We start from the raw sequence: 23,515 nt of genomic DNA, 5'->3' as shown, positions 1-23,515 counted from the left end.
GAAAAACCCCAGTAAGAGTAGCTCGAAGAGTGCTAACCCGTCGTTAAAAACAAGAGATTATGGCTGTTGCAACCCAATCCCTCGCAGAACTTTGTATTAACTCGATCCGCTTCTTGGCTGTTGATGCGATCGAAAAAGCCAAATCGGGACACCCAGGACTACCAATGGGCGCGGCTCCGATGGCTTTTGTGCTATGGGATCGCTTTATGCGGTATAACCCTAAAAATCCCAAGTGGTTCAACCGCGATCGCTTTGTTTTGTCTGCTGGTCACGGCTCAATGTTGCAGTACGCCCTGCTCTACCTGACAGGCTACGACAGCGTCAGTATTGAAGATATCAAGCAATTCCGGCAGTGGGAATCCAAAACCCCTGGACACCCGGAAAACTTTATGACTGCAGGCGTGGAAGTGACCACCGGGCCACTAGGTCAAGGTATTGCTAATGGTGTAGGTTTAGCGATCGCTGAAGCCCACCTGGCTGCTAAATTCAACAAACCCGATGCCCAAGTTGTTGACCATTATACCTATGTGATTTTAGGTGATGGTTGCAACATGGAAGGTGTTTCCGGTGAAGCTGCTTCTTTTGCTGGACACTTGGGATTAGGTAAACTGATCGCTCTGTATGACGACAACCACATCTCCATTGATGGTTCTACAGATGTAGCCTTCACTGAAGATGTTTCCAAGCGCTTTGAAGCTTATGGTTGGCACGTCCTCCATGTGGAAGAGGGCAACACCGATTTAGACGCAATTCACAAAGCGATCGAAGCAGCAAAAGCTGTCACTGATAAGCCTTCTTTCATTAAAGTTACCACCACTATCGGTTACGGTTCCCCGAATAAAGCCAACACAGCTGGTATTCACGGCGCAGCCTTGGGTGGAGACGAAGTTGCATTAACTCGGAAAAATTTGGGTTGGGAACACGAGCCATTTGTCGTTCCTCAAGATGTCCTCGACCATACCCGCAAAGCTGTAGAACGTGGCGCAGGCTATGAAGCTGATTGGAACCAAGCTTTAGCTGACTACAAAGCTAAATATCCCCAAGAAGCAGCAGAATTTGAGCGTTTCATCAGTGGTAAACTACCCGAAGGTTGGGATCAAGTACTACCCACCTACACCGCCGAAGACAAAGGCGTTCCCACCCGTAAGCACTCAGAAACCAGTCTCAACAAGCTAGCAGCTGTTTTACCAGAATTAATCGGTGGTTCAGCCGACCTGACCCACTCTAACTTGACCGAAATCAAGGGTAAAGGCGACTTCCAAAAAGGACAATACCAAAATCCTAACATCCACTTTGGTGTCCGGGAACACGCTATGGGCGCAATCTGTAATGGTATTGCCTTACATGGTTCAGGTTTAATCCCTTACGGTGCGACCTTCTTAATCTTCACTGATTATATGCGGGCAGCAATTCGCTTATCTGCATTGTCTCAAGCCGGTGCAATTTGGGTGATGACTCACGACTCCATCGGTCAAGGTGAAGACGGCCCCACCCACCAACCAATCGAAACATTAGCTTCTCTGCGCGCCATTCCCAACCTGACAGTGATTCGTCCGGCCGATGGTAACGAAACCTCTGGTGCTTACAAAGTAGCAATTGAAAGAGCAAAAGATAACGCTCCGACTTTGCTGGCATTTACTCGTCAAAACGTTCCTAACCTAGCTGGAACATCAGTTGAGGGTGTGGCTAAGGGTGGCTACATTGTTGTCGATTCTGATGGCACACCAGACTTAATCATCATTGGTACTGGTTCCGAATTGAGCCTCGCTGTCACCGCCGCCGAGAAACTCACCGCCGAAGGTAAAAAAGTCCGTGTTGTTTCCTTAACTGCTTGGGATTTATTTGAAGCACAGGATGCAGCTTACAAAGAATCAGTTCTACCGAAAGCTGTCACTAAGCGTTTAGCGGTGGAAGCTGCTAGTAGCTTCGGTTGGCACAAGTATATCGGTACTGAAGGTGATACTGTAACAATCGATCGCTTTGGTGCTTCGGCTCCTGGTGGTGTTTGTTTGGAGAAATTTGGTTTTAGCGTTGATAATGTGTTAGCAAAAGCTAAACAATTGTTGGGTTAATCGCAACAGAATATTCTCTTTAATTAGTCGGGGTGGGCATTTTATGTCTGCCCTTTTTTAATTCTTCGGTTACTTTTATTGCAACATTTTATACCATTTTATACCAATTTGAATAAAGAATGCGACAGATACACATCCTCAAAACCTTGTCCAGTCTGGATTCTTAATTTTGCGGAAAGTTGCGTGCGGAGAGAACTTGCGTGCGGTGGTTTCCCCCGTTGAGCAAAGTTCGGGGGGTTTCCCCCGCCCGGCAAACTTTCCAAGACGAATTTTGTTAGCGCAGCGTAAAGCCTTCTCTTTCAGAGACGCTAACGCGAACGGCATAGCTTCTCTAAGAGACGCTACGCGAACGCTTAGAGCGAGTCCGCGATAGCGCAGCGTTAGCGACGCAGGAGCGTCGCGTCATTTTGAATTTTGAATTGGTATTACTAAATGAATGATACAAATAATTTCTCCTCTGCCCCTCTGCTCCTCCGCTCCCCTGCTTGCCTAAATGTATCAACCTTAATGTGAACCGGTGTGAGTGTGGGGTCTGTCAAATTCACGTTGAATTAGGGAGGAGCAACGATAAACCATAGCTGCTCGGCTTCCTACACCTAGTTTCGTAAATATTCTGCGCAAGTGAGTAGAAACTGTCCATTCGCTGATATTTAATTGTTTGGCTATATGCTTGTTTTGTCTGCCTGATGCAATCAGAAGTGCTATTTGCAACTCCCTTTCAGTTAATATCTTGGTTAGATCAATTTCTTTGTTGCTTATTGCTTGCTCATGTTTTAGGGCTACATACATTTTTTGGTTGATTTCAAACCGACATATTTCTGTAAAATTTTCAGATTGTGCTTGATTACCTGAAAAATCTTTGATCATGGCGATCGGGTAAGACACATTATCTAAATAAAGTGTCCCAACTATATCTATAGAAATTGATAGGGCGGATGTTTGTAAATTTGTGTTCATATCAATCAACTCTATTATCCCAGTTTTGGTTTTAAGTTGAATGAAACACCTGTTAAAAAGAAACTCTTAATGTAACTAGATGAAGAAGTGTGAAGATATCAGAAAAGAAAGATCAATAAAATCCTATCCTCAATTTATCAAGGACAATTTTTGAAAACTTGACTCTTTGTTTAGCCTTTTCCAAAAAGAACAAGGCAGGAAATAAGGAAACACTTTGACTGATTGAGAATTTTCTCAGCAATTTTCAAAAATATGAAAAACCTCTATACCTTGACATCCACTTCTGGTAAGTGTTTCATTTGAACAAGTGTACCATTTGGTTTTAAGCTGTTGAGAATCGGTAACAGATTAAGCTGAACACGCACCAATATACTTTATTTAAAAAAGCCAAAAAATTTGTTACAAAATACAAAAATCTTGACTAACAGGAAATCAAAATTACTTTGATCTAGATAGCAAATTATTTTTCACCTGTTACCAATGAACAAAATCAATGAGAATAGTTTTCACAAAGAATTTAGATTTATTCTTAGCTTCTTTATTATGGCTAATTTTCGCTGTTTTTGTTTTATTATGGCGTTTTAATCATAGTGACATAATTACGCTTTAAAGCAGGTTAAATTTTATTAAAAATTAGCTTGCGCCAGCGATGGGATTTTAACACCTGCAATTAGCCGGAGTAAGTTTTTCCCCAACACTAGTGATTCTTGCTCAAAAGACAAATCTAACAGGTGGATTTTATAGAGTTCAACACCAGGATGTAACCAAGGGCCATCGGAGCCAAATAAAATCTTATGCACCCCTCCACGCTGAAAAGCTTGTACGAGATAATCAAATCGGCGCACTCCCGATGTATCTGTGTACACATTAGGGTAACGCGCAATCTGATCGATAACTCGCAGATGGGCGCGCCAATCATCGGCAAAGCTTCCCAAATGAGGAATGATGAAGTTCACATCGGGATATTCACTAGCCAAAAGTTCGACTAAATCTGTTTCTCCTACAGGATCATAAAGAATGGGCAGATGGAATCTCTGTGCAACTTCGCAGAGTTCGCGGGAGGCTGTACCATCCATGCGGTGAGCTTTAATCCCACAAAATCCCCATTGAGTAACCGCTTGTTTGATCAAACGATAAATTCTACCTTTGTCTCGTTGGGGATGGATAGTGGCAAAGCAGAGAAAGCGTCCAGGATATTGCTTGGCAATGCGGGCGGTATTGGCGTTGGCGTGTTCGTAGTTGCTGTGAAAGGGTGAGAAGATCACTGTTTTGTCAATACCTGCTGTTTTTGCCCGTTTGAGGTAAACTTCCATAGGTGCATTAGTATCCCAAGGCCCTGTGAGCAAGTCGCCTTTGCCTGCATGACAATGACAATCAATAATCATTTCCCGTACTCCGCCAAAAATTGAATAACTGTTTCAATACCACGAAAAAAGTTTGCTAGACTGAATTTTTCATTAGGGGCATGGACATTGTCGTCAGGGAGTCCAAAGCCCAAGAGAACGATCGCTACACCCAATTGTCGATATAATTGTTCTACTAAGGGAATTGTGCCACCACTGCGAGTAAATACAGGCGCGACTCCCCAAGTTTGTTTGACAGCTTTGACGGCTGCTGTCATCACCGGATGGTCTTTGGGTAAAAGCACAGGACGCGCACCGCTTGTAATTTTTAAATGACTGCGAACGGCTGGATGGGTGAGAGTTTGAATGTGATGCTGAATAAGTTGGGCGATTTGGGCGGGGTCTTGGTCAGGGACTAGGCGAATACTGAATCGTGCCAAACCTCGGTTGGGAATAACAGATTTGCTACCTGCCCCAGTATAGCCACCAGTGATGCCGTTGATGGTGAGAGCAGGACGAATTGTCATACGCTCATATAAACTGTAGCCGGGTTCGCCCCAACCTGTAGATAAGTCCAGGTCATCTAAGATTTGTTGGTCACGTTTGCAACAGCAGCGAATAGTTTGGCGTTCCGTGGGGGGTAATTGTTTCACTTGCTGATAAAAACCGGGAATGGCGACTCTACCTTTGCGGTCATGGAGTCCAGAAATTATGTCACTTAATGCTTGCAGGGGATTAAGCACAGCACCACCGTAACGTCCCGAATGGAGATCATGTTGGGGGCCTGTAACTGCTAATTCACAAGAGAGATTACCCCGTAAACCGTAGATAATAGATGGGCGATCGCGCTCTAACATTTCTGTATCAGATACTAGCACTGCATCAGCCTTAAACCGCGCCATTTCCCGCTTGAGAACAGTTGCTAGATTGGGGCTACCGATTTCTTCTTCTCCTTCCAACCACACCTTAATATTTAAAGGTAACTTGCCTGTAGTCCTCAAGTAACTTTCAATGGCTTTGAGGTGAATAAAAAATTGTCCTTTATCATCACTAGCGCCTCGTGCATAAAGATTGTCGCCGATGATAGTCGCTTGGAAGGGAGGAGTTTGCCAAGCTGGGAGAGGGTCAACAGGTTGGACATCATAGTGACCGTAAAGTAGGAGTGTGGGCTTTCCTGGTGCGGATAACCAATCTCCATAGACACTAGGTAAGCTACCCCTAATTCCCGGTAAAATTTGCACATGATGTAATCCCAGTTCTGCTAAATGCCTAGCTAACCATTGAGCGCAAGCTCTGATGTCGCGGTAGTGTTTTGGTTGGGCAGAAATGGTGGGGAAAGCAATCAGTTGTGTTAGTTGCGACAGCCAGCGCGATCGCTGTTGCTTGTGGCGACTGTAAGATAATGGTGCAGCCGTTGCAGATGTAAAACCCAGCATAAAATTTTTGATGCGAGCAGTGAAACAATAGAAAATAGACATCGACTGAATTTAATTCTGCGTCGCCCGAAATCCTTGTAGAGACGTTGCACTGCAACGTCTCTACATTCATTGTCACCAGATGTCTAATTACCAAACCTCGAACAAGTATTCCGATTCTCTTGGCTTCCCGCCGATTTGGTTTGTCATGGGAATTCTTCTTTTGATGGCATAACCGATAGATCCGTCCTGTCTTTTTAGCCGGGACTGCTTGCTGGTGATAGTTTGCGGTTTATCTTGTTTGTTTGTGACTAAGACTTGATATTTGTTGGGGTCAAGACCAAAACGACGGATATGTTGCACATGATGCTGTAATCTATCTTGCAAGTTTGCCGTCTCACCACTATATCGACCTGGGCGAGTGCAATTTTTATTCCATGTAATTATGTAATTTCCTCCTTTACCCCACAACTGATTATCCCTAGAGGCAGTCCATAGATTTCTGTAACCACCTGCTAATATGGGTGCGGCGGCAAAATCTGCGGGAGTAAATGGAGTTTCAAATAACCATTGTTGTTTTTGCATAATTTATACCTCAATGATCATGAGACTGGTCTGGGCGGTTATGCGATCGCTTTCCTGATGTCCATCCTTTAAAATAAAGCTATAAGATTTTCTGTTAAAGCCATGATTGCAACACTGCTGACACCACCGGATGAAATAATTCACCTATCGGGGATTAGCTGGAGTACCTACGAAACGCTGTTGGCAGAATTGAGCGATCGCCGTCTGCGTCTCACTTATAATCGTGGCAATCTAGAAATTATGGCTCCTTCCCCAGAACATGAATTTAATAAAACGCTGATGGGTCGCTTTGTCGAAACTCTGGCGGAAGAGTCACAAGTCAAGATTCATCCCTTGGGTTCAACCACGTTTAAACGCCCTAAACTAAGTGGTGCAGAACCAGATGAGTGTTTTTATATTCGCAATATTGCTTTGGTTCAGGGAAAAAGACGACTGGATTTAACAGAAGACCCTGCACCCGATTTAGTTGTGGAAATTGATGTCAGCAGCAGTTCTAACAATCGTCTCCAGGTTTATGCGGATTTGGGTGTGGCAGAAGTCTGGATTTATAATGGGGAATCTCTGGTGATTAAACAATTGCAAAATGGCATTTATATCACCTCTCGAACAAGTCAATTTTTTATCAATATCCCCATTCCAGAGATTGCTGGATTTTTGCAACAAGCGGGAACGATGGATTATCTGGAATTAGTGAAAGTATTTCGTACTTGGGTAAAAAGTCAGATTGATCAATAGGAATCCCATCTCAAGTCGGCATTACTTTCCCATTAATAGCCAATCAAAAACTCCATCTACGGTTAATTCTAGATCGATCCCTTCTAGCATGAGCAAGCGATCGCTCCCTTGCATTAATTCAGGTTGCCGATCGCTTAAGAATGTCAGTATATTGCGATCGTCTGGATCGATGAACCATCCTAATTTACATCCATATTTAAGACAGTAGAGAATATTGCCAATCACCTTGTTGGGTTTTTGATCGGGAGAGAGAATCTCAATTGTCCAGTCTGGTGGTAAATTAAAGTCATCCAAGATTTGCCCCTCAGCACTGAAGGGAATGTGTTGCCATTGAAATACTGCTACATCTGGGACAATTGAGCGATCGCCAAAAGTACACCTTAGTTCGGGAAATGCGTAGGCAGTTTTTTGAGTCTTTGCTATTTGATTAATATTGGTACAAAGCTCACTTTGCAAGCTGCTGTGTCTTCCCTTGGGCATTGGTTTTTGGATGATTTTACCGTCAATATATTCATTGGCTGGTTTTGTTTCAGGGAGTTTGAGAAACTCTTCGACAGTAATGGGTTTGGGTGTTGTGACAAGCATGGTTGTTTCTATCTTTGTTTATTCATAATTTATTTAAGTGTTGTTTCAGGTCGCGGATGGCAGCGCTAGTATTGCGATCGTAGGCAATTTGTACACAACGAGCAACCAAATTTGGCAAGTCAAAATCAGGAAAATAGCGGCTTTTGGTTTGCAGTTGGTAATCTGTGCCTTGTAATTGATAAATCAAGAGTTGCTGTTTCTTAAAAAACCACACTTCCGGCACACGGTACGGAAGATAATCCTGTACATCCGAATAACTAGTAACATCAATTTCAATCACTAAATCTGGTGGCGGATCTTGTTGCCAATCGATGCGTTTTTTACCAGACACCGCTTGCCAGTTGTCAATATAAAAACAATAATCTGGCTCAATTCCGCTTTCTTCTGGTAAGGTCATAGTCACAGGTGTAAATGCGTCATATTCCCGACCATCATGATCTAGAAGGGTTATGACAATATGGCCAAGTAAATGGGCATCTCGACCGTGTACTGGTAAAGGTGACATCAGCAATACTTCTCCATTGCGGTATTTTAGACGCGGAATTGATCCATCTCCTCGTTGGTCACATAAACGCTGATACTCTTGCCAAGTAGCAGGTAAGCGGAATACAGATCCAGGGGGCAATTGAGTTTTTTCTGGGGAAACCAGGGCAAACATGGCTTGAGCTTCCTTTTGTAACATCTGATTGTGATCATAACGAGGTTTGTGTGGGAGGCGATCGCTGTTCTGATAGTTGGTTTATAGTGTAGTGGGGGAGGATAGATTGTATAAAGTGAGTGGAGCATTCATGATCCAGACTTTGGCAATTTCTCAAGCTATTGGCAGTTTAGCTATTGTTGAGGAAAAATTTGGTCTTGTTGAAAGCTCAGATGAGCAATTTTGCACAGAATGGTGGCAAAACTTGCTGGAACTGAATGATGTTGAAAAACAAGCGCTGGATCGCCTGAAGCAAAGATTCGTGTCCCATAAAAAGCGGGGTCAATTATCAGAGGGGGCTGTAGATCGGCTGCTAGTATCGCCTTTGCTAGATTTAGCTGGGTTATATGAACCACGCTTTGTGATCGACACAGAAGCTTCCGTTGAAGTGCTGGCAGAAGACGAGGACGAACTCTATCGGGGAAGGATTGATGTTCTGGTTGTTGAACATCGATTGTGGGTGTTAGTTGTTGAAGAAAAAGCAACTCGGATTGATATGGAAACGGCACTGCCTCAAGCGTTGGCGTATATGGTAGCTAGTCCAAGTCTGGAAAAGCCTGTGTTTGGCTTGGCAACGAATGGAAACAGATTTGCATTCATTAAACTTCAACAGCGAGATCGGCGAGAATATGCTTTTTCTGATAGCTTTTCTCTGCTGTCTCACCAGAATAAACTCTATGATGTGTTGCAGATTCTCAAACATATTGGCAATCTCATCGTTGGTAATTGAGTGATTTGAGAGTTGAAGAGTGCGATCGCTATTTAGTTCAGCAACAGATTATCAAGATTGGGATAGTCTTGATTAAGATTCCATTTACAATGACCACGATAACAACCTGTTCCCTTCGCAATTAGCATACGCCGTTGCCGTCGTTCATCTGCCCACTTCCCAGCCCAACGGGCAGCCTCATCAGCTATTGCAACTAACTTCTCTTGCTCAGTAGATAACCCTTTAATTCGATCCATAAAAGCCCGCTCTTTTTCTGGACGAATACCATCCCCAGTATGTACATCAAAAATCATGCTTAGACCACGTATTGTTCGCAATCCTAGTTTTTTGGTAATTTTCAGGCTTGTTTTGATTCGAGCTTGAATGTCTTGTGTTTGCAGACGGCAGTAATCAGGATCTGCACAGAGGCGAAGAAATTGACTACGCCAACGAAAACATAATCGTTCATTAGTAGCTAAGTTGACTGCCTGCTTATTTGGCAGAGCAATCAGATTTTTCAACTTGTCAGTATCTGCCTCAAAGAAATCTCGTAAACGCCCAGTTTGATTCTCAAAATCCTTTAACATTTTTTGTAGAGTACCAGCCGCAAGATTCCATTGAATCATTCCCATAGAAATGCCATCAACTTGAGAGACACGACAACCAAATTCTTTATCATTTTCAAATCGCGTAGTCACTTTCAAAGCAGTCATCTCTGCCTCATTTAGCCCTGTAGGAGGTGGACACGCTACTTGTCCACCAACATTGCAATAAGGTGTACGCTTGCGTGGACTTTGTGCGATAAAGTTTGCCGCATCTCTCACTTGTCCTGTCTTTTGAAGATCGCCAATAGGTTTTGGCAATCGGCGAGTCACTACTACTGTGCGAGCATAGTCAATTCGCGGCATATTCACCATCGACATAAATGACAGTCGGTTTGCCCATAGCAAATCCAGTCTACCTGATGGCAAATCATCAAGCGCACGCAGCATCTCATACATATTTAGACCGTTCAAATTCAGATAAGCACTTCTCCAATCGCTAATCTTTACAGCATTTTCAAAAGCGCGACGAACTGAACTGGGAATATATTCATATTCTGGAAATTCCCATTCCACCTCTAATTTGGGATGGATAGAATTTTCCGAAAAAGTTAATGGTGCTTCAAAAAGCCACTGTTGCCTATTCATAGGACATTCGTTCAATGTAACAGGAATAAATCACTTGCTGAAATTGAGAAGAGTTCATGCAAGATACTGGAAATTCATGGTGGGTTTTTCTCTTCACCAGTAGGTCCAATTTGCATATGAATATGATTTTGATGTGCGCGGCGTAATCCAGGATTTGGATAATCAGGGTGAATGATAAATTTACTGGTTCTCCCAAGTGTCGTTTGAGCAACAGTATTACCATTACGAACAGTACTTGTGTCCGCAGCCTCGCGCGTTCCCAATGTATAAACCTCCCAGAAGATCCAGTAGGCGAGAAAGTTGTTAGTCGGATTTAGGCGATAAGTTGTCTGAGTGAAGTTGGCTGGCCAATTAGGCTGAGTCGTTCCGTCAGGCATTGTGACAGGCTGTTTCCCCCAGTCTTTTAGGACATCAATGGTATAGGGTTGACCGTCGTAATTGCCGACCACCCCAGCAAAGTCAAGAGCGCGGCCAGTATTGTGGCAATCTTTTGCATTCCCGCTACCTTGACCAATACCCATGTGATGAATCTCTGTTACTCCCCATTTTGTCCGGAGTAAATTCGCCAAACGATAGAGCAAGACAATCATCCTAACATCAAGGTTAAAAAGCAAGTTAGATTTCCTGTTGATGCGGTTAACAAAACGAACTCCGTCAATGATTGCTGGCTCAATTGCTATTTTAGTGTCTGGTTTAGGTTGAAGGATCTTACAGTTACTGCCAAACTGCAAAGGACTCCATTTTTGTTTGAGAGCAAAGCTCCCTTGGCTAAGTAGATAAACAACAATATCTCTAGCTTCTTGTCGCCTCAAATCTCTTGCTGGAGTTGATAAAGCTACTGGTATTGATAGGGATGTTAAACAAGAGTTTCCAGAAGTTTCCCATTCTTCCTCTCTCAAATCGAGATGATATTGATTGGCTCCAATTACTTCCCACTCCTTTGTTCTAGTGGAAGACCTACACCTGCTACAATTACAACCACTAATTGGATCACAGAATTGCTTAGTCAGAGGGGCTTCAAATAACCATTGGGTTTGCTTGTTCATACTCAAGTCTCTACTATGCAAAATCAGGAATTAGCCTCCAGTGCAAATAGGAGGCAGAGAATTGATCACCCTCTACTGCATCAGCTTGGCAGCAGGCATCAAGCCATGAGAACGGGAGAACACTGGATCTCTTCTGGCTCCATTGGGAGGAGGCCCCGGTTGGTAGACGTTGCGTGGTGGCGGTGTCGGACGGCTGATGCGCATACCTTCTTCGCTGGAAATCCACTCTTCCGCAGCTTCGGCAATCCGATATAGTAGCGCCTCGAAATCGGTGCGGTTCTTTTTCAAGACGAAGGGTTCCGCTAACCAGCGCAGAATTTCCCGTCCGGTGACAGCCATGCGATTCATCGTGCTGGCGTGGACTGATTCGCGGAAGTATTGCCATAACACCAATTCAATGAGTTCCCAAGCGTTATCAGCCCCAAATTGGGCGCGCACATCGGGGGCTTCCAGGACTTTAAAGGCTTCGGCTAAGGCCTGGGAAGTTTCTACGCGCAGGACGTTGATATAGCCGTAAGAAGAGTTTTTCAGGTTGTTACGTAAGTCTAATCCTGAGCGCCGGACGATCGCAATTGAACCAAAAGTAGGGTCAGTGGCTCGTTCTCGAATCACCTCGCTGATGCGTTTGTCGCGCCAGTATTTAGCTGTCTCGGCAATGAAATGAGTTAGCAAACCGTGAAACTGGGGATTGGGGCGAGCGTTGGGGCCTGGGTTGACTTTGGTGTAACCGAAAACTCGCCGATAAGCTTGTAAGCGATCGCGTTGTTGGTAGCGGAGAATATTTCGCCGATCAAAACGATATAATCCATAAGCACCTTCACCGTTAGAAATTCGTAAGGTTCCTGCCCGGAATAGTTCTTGCAGCTTGTCCATGACGCGGAACACGCCCAGAAATTCGTGGATGCAGATATAGTAAAGGTCGGCAGAGGCGAGGATGCGATCGCTCTTGACTGTATCATCGTAGTCAACCACCCCTCTCGAAATTTGGGTATCACCTAAATTATTGGGGGCATCATTTCCCAGTCCAATTAAGTCTGCTAGTCCCCCGTCAGCAGGGGTTCCCTTACCGTTTTGGCTAGTATAATATTCATTGAGTTGATCGTCAATCTTCCGATTGAGAATTTCTGCTAATTGGGGATTAGCAATTAATTCTGGCCCCAAATTTTTAATTGCTTCTTCTAGTAATTTAGCCGCTTGATCATTGCGACCGTCATAATCATTAGTTTTTACCATTGGAAACTCCCTATTCTCTTGGAATCAAAAATTGCGATCGTCACACAGCTAGATCGGCTAGATCCGCTAGAGCATTAAGTTGACTCAAAATATTATCTAAAGACCAAATTACTCGTTCGTTGGAAAGGATTTGTTTGAGTGTATATTGACTGGATGGATTCGCAGCAACTACAGTTTTCAGATTGGTAACAATAGGAGCGATCGTCCAGAATAATCGATTGGCTTGATCAGTGACAAAATCGATCCCATATGTACTATCCAAAGCGCTAGGAGCTTCGATATTAGAATAACGATCTAACCAGTCAATCAAATCGCTGACAGTAATATTAGGTAGCCAAGTCGCTAAATTCTCTGGATTGGGAATCCTATTTGGAGAACTGGCAGATGGCGAGCGATCGCCTAAAAAAACATTCACATTATTGCCTAATATGATATTAATAAATCTTCTATTGGTAGAATTTCTCTCAATATCACTAGAGTTAATATTTTGCGTTTCTGGAGAATCTCCATCTGGATATTCCACAATTGTCGGTGAATCCAATTCGGTAAACAAACTAGCACGAGAACGACGTTCGTTTTCACTTAAACCAACTGATTCTAAAGCATTGCTAAAATCTAGATTTGCTTGAGAAACTATAGGTAAGAGAACCCTAGCACGATCAACTTTCAAGCTCAAAGAATCAGAACGTCCTTGACCTTGGGCATTATAGTATCTTGCCCAAGCATCGCGTAGTGTATTGAGATAAGATTTGAACAATTGAAAGTTAGTTACTTGTTCTTCATCTTCAATCACTGTTAATCTCGAACTGTCTAAGTATGCTTGCTTCCCAAATTCGGTTGTATATTCATCAAGGGAGCGTAAATAAGATTCGACTAAATCTGCTCTTGGTTCATCAGCACGACGAAATTCTTCAACTAAAAAAGTAATGCGTCCGCGAATTAATTCTCTTAAAGCTTCAACACTTTCTTTATCTGCTTGGGGTGAGAAATATTGAATTCCTGCTAGTACCTTCAGGGCATCAGCCATATTGATATTCACCTGACGATACAAAATTGCTTGCTCTGTAGATACCTCAGCTAACAATCCCTTAGTGCTATAGTTCTCAGCACCAATCATCGGCATAGCCATAGTTGATTGACTATAACCTGTTCGAGAAAAAGCGTTATCGAGAGCATTAACAAAATTATTTGCCCCTTTACCTGGAGATTTGCCTAACGCTTGATTAATTGCGCGATCTACTACTCTTTCCCATTGATTAGATGTATTAGTCGGGCTAGATTGTACTGAGCCACTATCGTAAGCAGTTTGTTGATTCCCGGCATAACGTTTAAAACTACCTAAAAGGTCACTCAATAGTAAGCCATTTTGTTCTTCAGGACTGCCAAAGGGATTAATTGGTTTGGTGGCATAAAGTTGAGCCATCAATCCTTTTCGTAATACCTTAGCTTGACGAGAAAAGTAACGACTAAAATTGTCTACTGGCATAAGTCAATGCTTCCTCTTGTGAAAATCATCGAAGCTAGCAAAAATACTTAACAATCAATCACTGAGTCAGGATTATTGTTGTGATTTTGATAATTGATTTAGCGAAAACTCTGAGCATTACTGCTGTCAGCTAATCGACCGTAGAGAATTTCTAATTCTTTCTGAATCCGAAAGAAATGTGCGAAAGTTTCTGGCTGAAGAGGTGTTACCTTACCATCTTTACCATCTTTTTTCTCATTCCTTGTTCTGGCATCCTCAACAAATGAACTGACTGCTGTACCCCAAGCTTGAATTAATTGATTGATCTGTTCTTCTGTTATATTGAGCTGGCGATTTTCAATCAGTATTTTTGTCCATGTTTGGGGATTGGGAACGTTAGGAGGTATATTTTTTATAAAATTGAGAAACAAACTATCAGGTTGAAATTTTTCTATCTCGCTTGTGAGATCGACTTTATCGGCTTCAACTATTTGAAGTAAACGCTTGAGGTATGCAATTGCATCTGAGAATTGTTGTTCAAACTTTTTCTCTTGTTCTTGACTTTCCGTAAATTCTATTGACTTGCCAAAAGCAGATAAAAATTTCCAGTAAGAGTCTAATGGGACAATTACTTTACTTAGTTGTTCTGTATTTTCAACTACTGATTTGGCTACAAGTTCTTTGATGTCAGTCAGGCTTTTATCTTGATTTGCTTTTATCTTTCCTACTGCCTCTTTTAACTTGGCATAGTTTTTTTGATCGTGTTCAGTTAATACTGTCATATCTCTACCTCCTTCCTAAAATCCGGTAAAAATTATCAGTAATTGTTTGCGGACTAGCTAACTGTTTATCCAACGCAAACCTAGCCGCACTAATGGTAAATCTCAGGGGAATTGTCCCTACATCTTGCCCTGCTGCTAAACGCTGTCCGGCTAACTTAATCATCTCCATCTCAGGAATACCAAACTTAACTACTTGAGCTAAGGATTTATTGGCAAACTGGCGATAGGGCTGGAATACCATTGTATCTACCACCATTTCCGCCGCCGGATAGAAGGTTTTCATGAAAGCCGGGGGAATATCTTCACTAGTGAGGCGGGGATAAAGACGCTGCCAAACTCGTGTTAAATCGCCTGCCATTTTGTCGAATCCCAAGCGCCGCAGTAAAATCAGGTTGATGAATACCCGCAGATACGGGGTAGGATGGACAGAAAAAGCACTAAAGCGGACTGTGTTAGTGGGCGATCGCCCCACCACATCCATCAGGGATTCTACCGCCGCCGGGCCGCCCAAAACTAAAGCAAACATATCTGCCATCGTCTCTTTGTGCCATTGCGCCCAAACCCTAGCAACCTCCGGGGTAAATCTCCCTTCCGTTGTCAGTCTTTGGTAGACACGAGCCGGAATTTCCTCCCACAAACCCAAATCTGCTTGCAGGTTGTGGGATACTTCATGCAGCACGCTGGATAATGCCCAAACGTTATCTAGGCGATGTTGCGGTAGCACAATCAACGGAAACAGGTTGGGGTTATGGCGTAGTCGGCGCATGGGAACGCCCCGCCGGAATGTCATGGGACTGAAGCCACTATTGGCATAGCTAAAGGGTAGTAGATTGGGGGTGGGTTGAGCCGTTCCTAAACCCACATACAAGTCTTCATAACAGTTAGCCGCAATTCGATCTACGGAACGCAACCTTTCAGCAAAACCAGATAAGCGTTGAACGAACAGGTCAAAATAAAAGTCCCAAATGCCTTCTACATACAGGACGTGATTACCTACCTGCTGTTTACGCTCTAACAGCACTTGTAACCGTTCTGTACTTGGTTCTCTGCGAGCAGCCTGAGCAGCTGCTTCTACCCAACGTCCCATTTCCACAACTTTACTGCGGAATTTGTCGATAAAACGGTTGACTGCTTCAATATGTGCCTCACTGGGAGCCATGAGACTCGTGCCAAATTCATCTTTAGTGAAGGGGCGCAAGGATTTAGCATGGCGGATCAAGTTGATGGCTTGGATATTCAGCCAGTTGTCCAACAAGCGTTGTTCGCCAGAGGTTGTTGACCCCTTCAATTCTGATGCAGAGGCTGAGGTGGCTCCTTCTGGAGTTTTTTTAATAGTAGAGACAGGAGGCGTTACCATAATCAGAGCCTGACTCTAAGGGTCAGCGAGTGGGACGAGAGCAAGTAGGACATTGATGAGCCATAGTTCGGCGAGCATTTGGGGGTGGTGCAGTGCGTTGACGTAAGACGGCGTTGCGAACGATCGCTTTTTGCACTCGTTGAGGATTACTTAACACCCGATTGGTAGCACTGGCCATAGCTTTGATAGCTGTGGCACTGTTGATTGGTTGACCGGAACGAGCCACGGCTTTGAGGGTAGCGGCTGTTTGGCGTTGAATGGTGGGGATGGTGCGGAGGAGTTGTTGTCCAGCTGGCCCTTGTTGGCGCATCATCCGGGTTAGTCTGCCAGTCGCCTGTACCATTGCTGGCATTATCGGGAGTGTTGCCTTTCGTACACCGACAATCCTAATAGTTAAAGGTAGAGTTGCGGCGATCGCTGCTTCGGCTTCAGCTTCGGTGGTGGCTTCGGCGGCTTGGGCTGCCAAAAATTCTGTCAGGGCTGCTTCATGGGCAGTTTCATTACTGGCAACCTCGGCTTCGGCTTCATTTGTACCAAAGAATTCTGCTTCCATTTGCACTGCTTCCATTTCTCCTTCTCGCACCAATTGACTAGTCAGCCTGGCAGCTAAGGGGCCAGCAATCATTCCCACACCGGGAATCATACTAGCCAGTTTCCCAGCTAGAATCGGCGCAAATCGCTTCGCCAGAGGAGCAGCCGCTTTTGCCGCCGCTTTAATCCCCCGTCCTAGAGTCCGAAAGGCTTGTTTAAAGAAGTATTCCCCTTCATCTTCGTATTCTGGATGGGAGTAGGGATTGCTGTAGTGTGCTTCCTGAGTTTCCCACTCATTCTCAGGTTGGGAATAGGGATGAGAGTAGTGAGATTCTGGATTGCCTTCCCATTCGTGTTCGGGGTGGGAGTAGGGATTGCTATATAGGGATTCCGGATTGCCTTCCCACTCGTGTTCGGGGTGGGAGTAGGGATTACTATATAGAGATTCCGGATTGCTTTCCCATTCGTCCTCAAATTCAGGTTGGGAATAGGGATTGCTGTAATTAGTTGCTTCCCACTCATTTTCAGGGTGAGAGTAGGGATTGCTGTAATGAGACTCTGGATTAGTTTCCCATTCATCTTCAAATTCAGGGTGGGAGTAGGGATTGCCATAGTTCATTTCTGGGGCGGGTGCTTCAAAAAGTCTGTCTTGTGTCATGATTAAAACCTCATTTTTTTAGTAATGGGGGCTGGAAAATGTGGTTAAAGAAGGGAAGTAAGAAAAGACAAGCTGATTGCGAATCACTTTAAATCAACGCCTTGACAGGAATGGATGTTGATCTCCGGATGGCAAAATTTCGGATCAATGCCCTGCCTAAAATGCTCGGTGTCCCTAAAACCCTCTCTGTATGGGCTGCCATCAACTGAGATACGAGTTCGGGGGTAATTTGTCCGCCGCTAGCTCGAATTACTCGCAGACTGGCAATTGTGCGGCGATGGATGGCTGAACCAACTCGCAGAAATTGACGACCTTCCTGTCCCTGTCGGTGTAAACTTCTGACTAAGTGTCTATTGGCTTGCATTAGGGATGGAGTTGCTTGGCGTAACATTTTTCCCCCACTCATAATGCGGATGGTGATCGGTAAAGCCTTACTCAAAAGAACTTCCGCTTCTCCTGCGTTTTCTGTACGAGCTGCTTCAGTTGCTAGTAATTCCGTTAGAGCGATTTCATGTGCTGCTGTATGATTGGCAAGTTCTCCTTCAAACTCGTTACTACCAAAAAATTCCGCTTCCAAAGCCTCTGCTTCGCTTTCTCCTGTTCTCAACACATTGCCAAGTGGCCTCACCAAACGACTTGCGCGTTGTAACCAAGGTGGGGCTTGGCTTTGTGGTGGCGATCGCCTGACAGAGTTTTGTTGTGGGAGATTGCTTCTAACTTGTTCAATCTTGTTTCTCACTTGTTGGATCTTCTTTAAAACCTTGGGAGCGCGAGAAATCATTTTTTTTGCGCCTTTGAGAGCCAGTTTTTTCGCTCCTTTTAAGGCTAATTTTCCGGCAATCTTTGCACCAATCTTTAGTGCTAGTGGGGCAAGAAAGAAAAATTGGTCTGCTTCTAGCTCTGGATTGGTGTAGGGATGACTATATTGAGTTGCTTCTGGCATTTCCCACTCATCAACAAATCCTGGATTGATGTAAAGATGGCTGTATTGAGTTTCGTGAGCAGCTGGGGCTTCAAAAAGTGCCATAATGCAAATTCTCCTTGGGAATTGAGTCAAAAACTTATCTTCAGCAGGCAGTTCAAAAGAATCTCTTGTTTTTGCGAACACCTGGGAAACTAGGAACAGCAGCAACGGTGGTGACACGAATCAGGATGTTGCGAGTCATAGCGCGATTTACCAATGAGGCATTCGCTAAAACTCGTCTTGTTTGGGCAGCGATGATACAACCAACTAGAGCAGATGTCATCAGACAACCCCACTGTTGAGCCACTAAGAGACTGGCTATCGTCCGACGGAAGATAGTCGGGACGAGTCGGAGCAAACGACGACTCTGACGACTGTGGCGATGCAACCAGCGAACAAGGCGAGCCGTAGCTACCAACAATAGGGGCAGGACAGGACGGAGTAATTGCTGTGCTGCCATCACCCGGAATGTCATCGGGAGTGCTGTACTAATTAAGGCTACTGCTTCGCTTTCGCTGTCTGTGTGAGAAGCTTCTGCTGCTAGCACTTCCATCAAAGCCGCATCCTCAGCGATGCTTGTATGTGCCAGTTCAATCTCTGCCTCGTAAGTACCAAAAAATTCTGCTTCCTTTTGCCTCGTATAGCGATCGCCTTTCGCCAGTAATGGCTGTAAGAGTTGCGCTGTCAAGGGGTTGATGTTTGCGTGGGTTGTCGGTGTGCCATTGACTAAAACTTTGCTAGCTATGGGAGCTAAGTATTGCGCCACAGGTACAACTTGATCAACTACTTTGTCAATCCCCCTCCAAATCCTTTGCCAGTCAAATTCCGGTTCAGATTCATCGGCATCAGTCTCAAACTCTAGTGCCGTCCTACCTCTGCCATTGGCATAGATATTCATGGTTTGCTCTCCCAGTTTCCAGTGTTAGCCGACTTGCTAATTCCCAGTGGTATCAGCAGTTGCTATTTGCTATAGGACTAATCGCTGTATCTAATGAGGCTAGCACTGCCATAGAGATGCTTAATAGTCACATATTCTTGTGAAACATATTTGAGGTAGCACAAATGAGTGACACATAAATGTGTGACTACCAAAATCCCAGCACAAAGTTAAATATAGGAATTGACTAGTGACTGGGGAATAGGGACTGGGGACTGGTGACTGGGGACTGGTGACTGGGGAATAGGGACTGGTGACTGGGACTAGGAAAAATAATTTAATACCCAATACCCAATACCCAATACCCAATCCCCAATACCCAATACCCAATACCCAATCCCCAATCCCCAATCCTCAATCCCCAATCCCCAATCCCCAATCCCCAATCCCCTATTCCCTAATGAGCGCTTTATCTACACTGTCTGTCAAGTTTAGCCAAGGGCGTTGTACCTGTGTCTTAGATCCGGCTCTGGCTTTATCTGCATATGGAGTATTTTTAGTCAAGCAATTAGCAGTAGTCATGGATGTTTGGTTAGGCAGGGAGTTTTGGCATATTATTGACAACACCCACTTCTACTTGCAGCATCCAGAGTTGTTGTTACATCAAGCTACCTTTGCCAAAATCCCAGAGCAATATGCAACCGCCTTACAAGATACAATCCAAGCCTTAAAAGATTGGCAGCAAGTCCAACAACAGACAGATTTCGGGAGACTCCAACTATACCGCATTGGCGATCGCCCTGGAGAATGTATTCTTCCTCACGACATAGAACCAAAAATTATTTGGCAGTATGAGTTCTTTGCTCGTTCATTAGAAGAACATATTAGTCCAAATATTGACCTGAGCGAAACTCTCTCATCAGCTTTTCAAGACACAATTGCTTTGGCTGCTACTTTGGGTTCGTCTTTTATCTTGACTTATCAATTATCGCAACAAACTTCAATCGGAGATATTCTGTTGCCAGAAATTTGTACGGCTTTAGAAAATTGGCAAATTTCTTGTCAAGCTATGGATGCAAAAGATGAAATAGTTACTATTGAGCGTAACTATTTGCGGCAGATCATTATTCAAGCCGGTCTTGCTAAAATTCTCTGGTCTAAGTTGCAATTAACTATACTGCATCTGCTTGTGCCAACAAATTCTCCAGCCCATATTTGTCTGAATCATGCAGAAGAAAAACGAGATGATATTGAAAGTTTTGTCCCTAGGCTAAATACAAAAAAAACAAACCTTTGGGATAAAAGTCAAAGTTTTTGGTATCAGTTGTAAAAAGGAGTCTTTGAATTGGCATAGAGTCTAAGGCAACCAAAAATTAGGTAAAATAGACTGACCTAATTGTCGCACTGTTTGGTTGAGCGATCGCCCTACTTGGATATGTACTTCGTCTGCCTCCACGGGTAAAATCTTGGCAGGTGTACCCCTTCCCAAATAAGCTACTGCCAAATTAGCCGCCTCTAAACCTGTGACATAAGCTTTTTCTTGTGACCAGGAACCGTGATGGTTGACAATCCAATCTCCACTCATGAATACATTAGAAAAACTTGTCTTGGCTGGCAACATATGCTTATAGCTACCAGGGGCAAAATGAGTTACTGCTTGGGGTAATCGAATCACACTACTATCAATTACTTCAGCTTCCCGAAATCCTGGCACACAAGTTTTTAAATAACGGTGAACTTTAGCTACAATTTCTTCATCACTCCAATTGAGAAACTGGTTAGCGTGATAAAAATCCGCTTCAATTACTGTCCCTGGCTCATGTTTATATTCATCATGTAAAGCATTTAAATCAAAAAATGTCCATCCTGTCGTGGCATCAAATCCAAAACAAGCATTAGAAGGACGAGGAATATCTATCTTTCTGTCAAACCACAATCTTGTAGCTAAAACATCAATTGCCCCTAAATTATTTAAATTGCGAAACTCCTCTCGACTTTGTAAGCTAGGGCTAGTAGCAACAATTTTCTTCATCCCCGTGATACCCACAGCAAAAATCACTGCGTCGGCAGCAAATACTTCATCACCACAAACAACCCCTGTTGCCCGATTATTACTATCAACAATTAAGTCAGTAACACGATGTTTAGGTAATATTTTTGCCCCGGATTTTTCCATCTTTTCCACCCAAGGGCGAAAGATTTTTTCTCCCACCGTTCCCCGACACCAAACTACATCAAAATCAGCTTGGTGCGCCAAAATAAAAAAGTACAACATTCCCAATGTGGCAGCAGCAGAACATTGTTCACCAGGAGCAAATAAACCCACTAATAACATCGGTTCAAAAGCTTCTTTATAGAGTCGTGCGGAAATACCAAAATCTTTAAACAATTCACGAGCCGTGACAAAATCATAACGTTGCCAAGCTGCATCAGAATTGTCAAAATCAACCAGAGCATACAGCAAGGGTAAAGCGCTGAGACGATCAATTAAAGGTAAGCGTTGAAATTGAGTGTAAACAAAAGTGCCGAGTGGTGTGGGTAGTCTTGGTAAATCTTGGAAAATGGGTGATTCTACTTCCAACCCCGCAGGTGAATATTGAGCAGAACGAGTCCAAGTAGTAAACGGGTTAATTTCTAATTCGTGGATCAGGGCAAAGATATTTCTGTAAGGATACCAAAAGCCGTGAATCCCAGCTTCTACAGATTTACCAGCAGTAGTTTGCCAACCAGCCACTAATCCCCCAGGATAAGGCCCAGCTTCTAGAAGTGTCACATCATAACCTTGCTTTGCTAAATGGTAGGTTGCACCCAAACCAGCCCAACCCGCACCCACAACCACGACTCGCTTTTGCTGTGACGCTGCTGTCATTCTGCTCTCCGATAGTTATCGTTCCTCAACTAATGTACCAAGATTAGGACTGATGCAGTGTCAGAGATTCGCACACTTTTTGTCAATGGTCACTAGTGGCGTGGCAAGGCTAAAATGTTGCCAAAAAATTGTAGGCGTAGGGCAAGGTTTTAGCTATTTAATTGTCTGCTTATTTCCGCCGACCTGTAATAGTAATTTAGTCTTCAATACCGCAAAACCAATGCAATTCGCTGATGAATGGATAGTGCTTCATCGTCCACAATGGCAATGTTTCCTCCCCTAGCCAAGACAACTTCTATAATTTCATCGACGGCATCATCCATCACCTCTGTACCACCCGGTTGATCCACTAACACAAACTTACCATCTTCAGTCAAGATAGCTGGTACATGGTAGTTTTTTTCAACCAAAAGTAATTTACCTCGACCTTCATGTGCTAATCGCCACGTTTCCCCAATCGTAGAAACGACACTTTGAGTACCTATCGCATTATCCAATGCCTGCAGTGCGTCAGCTTGTTGCGCCTTCCGCACAGTCTGCATGATTAACCACACATGAGGAGTCAATTCATGAATCGTCGCTTTGTCAAAATTGCCGCTCAGGCTGCCGGCGTAGGTAGACATCGCTTGAGTATCTTGCGAAACTTCCTGGAAGAAAGATACTTGCCGAGCAACACCTCCCACAACCAATGGTAGTGACTCATTTGGATTCTGATAGAGCTTTAATGCACTATCTACCTGCTGAAAAAATCTGCGATGCCTGTCGTCTCGATAGCTAGAATCAGTGTCATAGGGAAGCGGCTCTGTCGCTCCAGGCCCTGTCATTTGCATTGGGAAGTTTTCATCATGAACTTCCTCAAGGGTTTCTCCTGTTCCAGCTAATAAGCGCGTGGATGCCTGACTTAACAACAAAACCCAATAGCGATGCGCCCGATGCGTTCCATATACCAAATCTCGTGTTGCGAAGGTCTGATCAATCACAACCCGCGCGGGTACAGGAAAAGGCAGGTAATAAAGTTTAGCAAAGTCATGGCTAATGTATAGCGCCAACCCATCCAGCGTGTGGCGGTAGTCAATTTCGCTCACGAGAGTTTCGAGCCGCTTCAATAATGGTTCCAACTCGCGGCTAGTAAATTCTGTGGCAAGCCGCTTTGTTGCCTCATCTACCAGATTTTTCACCCGAATCGGATCTTGTTTGTTATCGGGTGATGTCCGATGAGTTGGTAACAGGATGGAAAGCGCTGGAACATTGCTCAAAGACTGCAACTGCTTAAGATCCTGACGAGTAATCATGAATATCTCCTCTCAATTTTGAGTGGCAACTAAACTGCTTTAAATGTTAAAGACAGAACCACTCGTAATTCCTCTACCCAAAAAAGGAGAGCGATTTTTTTCAGTATAGATAAGCGGCAATTAAGCAAAGTAAGTTTAAAAATCAAAGCAGAT

At 43.9% G+C, this 23,515-nt stretch carries 21 protein-coding genes; 4 read left to right on the top strand and 17 right to left on the bottom strand.

The window, feature by feature from the left end; translation table 11 throughout:
* Positions 1-59: 59 nt before the first annotated feature.
* Positions 60-2,072 carry a transketolase gene (gene tkt / locus FD725_RS07975; RefSeq protein ID WP_179047627.1) on the top strand — a complete coding sequence of 671 codons (2,013 nt, stop codon included), beginning with the start codon at positions 60-62 and terminating at the stop codon, positions 2,070-2,072.
* A gap of 504 nt (positions 2,073-2,576) precedes the next feature.
* Here tkt and FD725_RS07970 read toward each other — a convergent pair.
* The 4 genes from FD725_RS07970 to FD725_RS07955 all read right to left on the bottom strand — a co-directional run bounded on the left by FD725_RS07970 (position 2,577) and on the right by FD725_RS07955 (position 6,372).
* The gene (locus tag FD725_RS07970) at positions 2,577-3,029 is read right to left on the bottom strand and encodes a response regulator transcription factor (RefSeq protein ID WP_218653157.1); all 453 of its coding nucleotides are present in this window, start codon (positions 3,027-3,029) and stop codon (positions 2,577-2,579) included.
* 626 nt (positions 3,030-3,655) lie between these two features.
* On the bottom strand, positions 3,656-4,414 hold the full coding sequence (locus tag FD725_RS07965) for an amidohydrolase family protein (RefSeq protein WP_179047626.1): 759 nt from the start codon (positions 4,412-4,414) through the stop codon (positions 3,656-3,658).
* Entirely contained in the window at positions 4,411-5,850 is a 1,440-nt protein-coding gene (locus FD725_RS07960) for a dipeptidase (RefSeq protein ID WP_179047625.1), read from the bottom strand. The genes FD725_RS07965 and FD725_RS07960 overlap by 4 nt, the downstream gene beginning before the upstream one ends.
* Positions 5,851-5,937: 87 nt before the next feature.
* The gene (locus FD725_RS07955) at positions 5,938-6,372 is read right to left on the bottom strand and encodes a hypothetical protein (RefSeq protein ID WP_179047624.1); all 435 of its coding nucleotides are present in this window, start codon (positions 6,370-6,372) and stop codon (positions 5,938-5,940) included.
* Between the two features lie 102 nt (positions 6,373-6,474).
* On the opposite strand from FD725_RS07955, the gene FD725_RS07950 reads away from it, so the two are divergent.
* Positions 6,475-7,107, top strand: coding sequence for a Uma2 family endonuclease (locus tag FD725_RS07950; protein WP_179047623.1), 633 nt, complete (start codon positions 6,475-6,477; stop codon positions 7,105-7,107).
* A gap of 21 nt (positions 7,108-7,128) precedes the next feature.
* On the opposite strand, the gene FD725_RS07945 is transcribed toward FD725_RS07950, so the two are convergent.
* A complete protein-coding gene (locus FD725_RS07945; protein WP_179047622.1) occupies positions 7,129-7,692 on the bottom strand; it encodes a Uma2 family endonuclease in 564 nt (187 codons plus the stop codon).
* A gap of 22 nt (positions 7,693-7,714) precedes the next feature.
* Complete coding sequence (locus FD725_RS07940; protein ID WP_179051471.1) at positions 7,715-8,350, bottom strand: Uma2 family endonuclease; 636 nt, start codon at positions 8,348-8,350, stop codon at positions 7,715-7,717.
* Between the two features lie 130 nt (positions 8,351-8,480).
* On the opposite strand from FD725_RS07940, the gene FD725_RS07935 reads away from it, so the two are divergent.
* Positions 8,481-9,119 (top strand): type I restriction endonuclease subunit R, encoded by a 639-nt coding sequence (locus FD725_RS07935; RefSeq protein WP_179047621.1) that lies wholly within the window; start codon positions 8,481-8,483, stop codon positions 9,117-9,119.
* 32 nt (positions 9,120-9,151) lie between these two features.
* Here FD725_RS07935 and FD725_RS07930 read toward each other — a convergent pair whose 3' ends face one another.
* The 9 genes from FD725_RS07930 to FD725_RS07890 form a co-directional block, all read right to left on the bottom strand.
* The gene (locus FD725_RS07930; protein WP_179047620.1) at positions 9,152-10,288 is read right to left on the bottom strand and encodes a hypothetical protein; all 1,137 of its coding nucleotides are present in this window, start codon (positions 10,286-10,288) and stop codon (positions 9,152-9,154) included.
* Between the two features lie 74 nt (positions 10,289-10,362).
* Entirely contained in the window at positions 10,363-11,334 is a 972-nt protein-coding gene (locus FD725_RS07925; RefSeq protein WP_179047619.1) for a hypothetical protein, read from the bottom strand.
* Positions 11,335-11,406: 72 nt separating this feature from the next.
* Positions 11,407-12,567 (bottom strand): hypothetical protein, encoded by a 1,161-nt coding sequence (locus FD725_RS07920; RefSeq protein WP_179047618.1) that lies wholly within the window; start codon positions 12,565-12,567, stop codon positions 11,407-11,409.
* Positions 12,568-12,607: 40 nt separating this feature from the next.
* On the bottom strand, positions 12,608-14,053 hold the full coding sequence (locus FD725_RS07915) for a hypothetical protein (protein WP_179047617.1): 1,446 nt from the start codon (positions 14,051-14,053) through the stop codon (positions 12,608-12,610).
* Between the two features lie 98 nt (positions 14,054-14,151).
* Positions 14,152-14,814, bottom strand: a complete 663-nt coding sequence (locus FD725_RS07910; RefSeq protein WP_179047616.1) for a hypothetical protein — start codon at positions 14,812-14,814, stop codon at positions 14,152-14,154.
* 4 nt (positions 14,815-14,818) lie between these two features.
* Positions 14,819-16,171, bottom strand: coding sequence for a hypothetical protein (locus FD725_RS07905; RefSeq protein WP_179047615.1), 1,353 nt, complete (start codon positions 16,169-16,171; stop codon positions 14,819-14,821).
* 22 nt (positions 16,172-16,193) lie between these two features.
* The gene (locus FD725_RS07900) at positions 16,194-17,360 is read right to left on the bottom strand and encodes a hypothetical protein (protein ID WP_179047614.1); all 1,167 of its coding nucleotides are present in this window, start codon (positions 17,358-17,360) and stop codon (positions 16,194-16,196) included.
* An 88-nt stretch (positions 17,361-17,448) separates the two neighbouring features.
* Positions 17,449-18,387 (bottom strand): hypothetical protein, encoded by a 939-nt coding sequence (locus FD725_RS07895; protein WP_179047613.1) that lies wholly within the window; start codon positions 18,385-18,387, stop codon positions 17,449-17,451.
* 52 nt (positions 18,388-18,439) lie between these two features.
* Positions 18,440-19,222, bottom strand: coding sequence for a hypothetical protein (locus FD725_RS07890; protein ID WP_179047612.1), 783 nt, complete (start codon positions 19,220-19,222; stop codon positions 18,440-18,442).
* A gap of 439 nt (positions 19,223-19,661) precedes the next feature.
* On the opposite strand from FD725_RS07890, the gene FD725_RS07885 reads away from it, so the two are divergent.
* Positions 19,662-20,531: a hypothetical protein gene (locus tag FD725_RS07885; RefSeq protein ID WP_179047611.1), complete on the top strand. Its 870-nt coding sequence runs from the start codon at positions 19,662-19,664 to the stop codon at positions 20,529-20,531.
* 27 nt (positions 20,532-20,558) lie between these two features.
* Here FD725_RS07885 and FD725_RS07880 read toward each other — a convergent pair whose 3' ends face one another.
* Together FD725_RS07880 and FD725_RS07875 are read right to left on the bottom strand one after the other, a co-directional pair.
* Positions 20,559-22,070: an FAD-dependent oxidoreductase gene (locus FD725_RS07880; RefSeq protein ID WP_179047610.1), complete on the bottom strand. Its 1,512-nt coding sequence runs from the start codon at positions 22,068-22,070 to the stop codon at positions 20,559-20,561.
* A 203-nt stretch (positions 22,071-22,273) separates the two neighbouring features.
* Positions 22,274-23,362, bottom strand: coding sequence for a hypothetical protein (locus FD725_RS07875; protein WP_179047609.1), 1,089 nt, complete (start codon positions 23,360-23,362; stop codon positions 22,274-22,276).
* Positions 23,363-23,515 lie beyond the last annotated feature (153 nt).

The sequence above is a fragment of the Nostoc sp. TCL26-01 genome, from assembly GCF_013393945.1.
Classification (GTDB): domain Bacteria; phylum Cyanobacteriota; class Cyanobacteriia; order Cyanobacteriales; family Nostocaceae; genus Trichormus.
Note: the sequence above shows the minus strand (reverse complement) of the source record. Positions and strands in the feature narration are given on the sequence as shown.

Coding starts and splice junctions, on each gene's coding strand:
- tkt (WP_179047627.1), top strand. CDS start 60: ATGGCTGTTGCAACCCAATCCCTCGCAGAACTTTGTATTAACTCGATC.
- FD725_RS07970 (WP_218653157.1), bottom strand. CDS start 3,029: ATGAACACAAATTTACAAACATCCGCCCTATCAATTTCTATAGATATA.
- FD725_RS07965 (WP_179047626.1), bottom strand. CDS start 4,414: ATGATTATTGATTGTCATTGTCATGCAGGCAAAGGCGACTTGCTCACA.
- FD725_RS07960 (WP_179047625.1), bottom strand. CDS start 5,850: ATGTCTATTTTCTATTGTTTCACTGCTCGCATCAAAAATTTTATGCTG.
- FD725_RS07955 (WP_179047624.1), bottom strand. CDS start 6,372: ATGCAAAAACAACAATGGTTATTTGAAACTCCATTTACTCCCGCAGAT.
- FD725_RS07950 (WP_179047623.1), top strand. CDS start 6,475: ATGATTGCAACACTGCTGACACCACCGGATGAAATAATTCACCTATCG.
- FD725_RS07945 (WP_179047622.1), bottom strand. CDS start 7,692: ATGCTTGTCACAACACCCAAACCCATTACTGTCGAAGAGTTTCTCAAA.
- FD725_RS07940 (WP_179051471.1), bottom strand. CDS start 8,350: ATGTTTGCCCTGGTTTCCCCAGAAAAAACTCAATTGCCCCCTGGATCT.
- FD725_RS07935 (WP_179047621.1), top strand. CDS start 8,481: ATGATCCAGACTTTGGCAATTTCTCAAGCTATTGGCAGTTTAGCTATT.
- FD725_RS07930 (WP_179047620.1), bottom strand. CDS start 10,288: ATGAATAGGCAACAGTGGCTTTTTGAAGCACCATTAACTTTTTCGGAA.
- FD725_RS07925 (WP_179047619.1), bottom strand. CDS start 11,334: ATGAACAAGCAAACCCAATGGTTATTTGAAGCCCCTCTGACTAAGCAA.
- FD725_RS07920 (WP_179047618.1), bottom strand. CDS start 12,567: ATGGTAAAAACTAATGATTATGACGGTCGCAATGATCAAGCGGCTAAA.
- FD725_RS07915 (WP_179047617.1), bottom strand. CDS start 14,053: ATGCCAGTAGACAATTTTAGTCGTTACTTTTCTCGTCAAGCTAAGGTA.
- FD725_RS07910 (WP_179047616.1), bottom strand. CDS start 14,814: ATGACAGTATTAACTGAACACGATCAAAAAAACTATGCCAAGTTAAAA.
- FD725_RS07905 (WP_179047615.1), bottom strand. CDS start 16,171: ATGGTAACGCCTCCTGTCTCTACTATTAAAAAAACTCCAGAAGGAGCC.
- FD725_RS07900 (WP_179047614.1), bottom strand. CDS start 17,360: ATGACACAAGACAGACTTTTTGAAGCACCCGCCCCAGAAATGAACTAT.
- FD725_RS07895 (WP_179047613.1), bottom strand. CDS start 18,387: ATGGCACTTTTTGAAGCCCCAGCTGCTCACGAAACTCAATACAGCCAT.
- FD725_RS07890 (WP_179047612.1), bottom strand. CDS start 19,222: ATGAATATCTATGCCAATGGCAGAGGTAGGACGGCACTAGAGTTTGAG.
- FD725_RS07885 (WP_179047611.1), top strand. CDS start 19,662: ATGAGCGCTTTATCTACACTGTCTGTCAAGTTTAGCCAAGGGCGTTGT.
- FD725_RS07880 (WP_179047610.1), bottom strand. CDS start 22,070: ATGACAGCAGCGTCACAGCAAAAGCGAGTCGTGGTTGTGGGTGCGGGT.
- FD725_RS07875 (WP_179047609.1), bottom strand. CDS start 23,362: ATGATTACTCGTCAGGATCTTAAGCAGTTGCAGTCTTTGAGCAATGTT.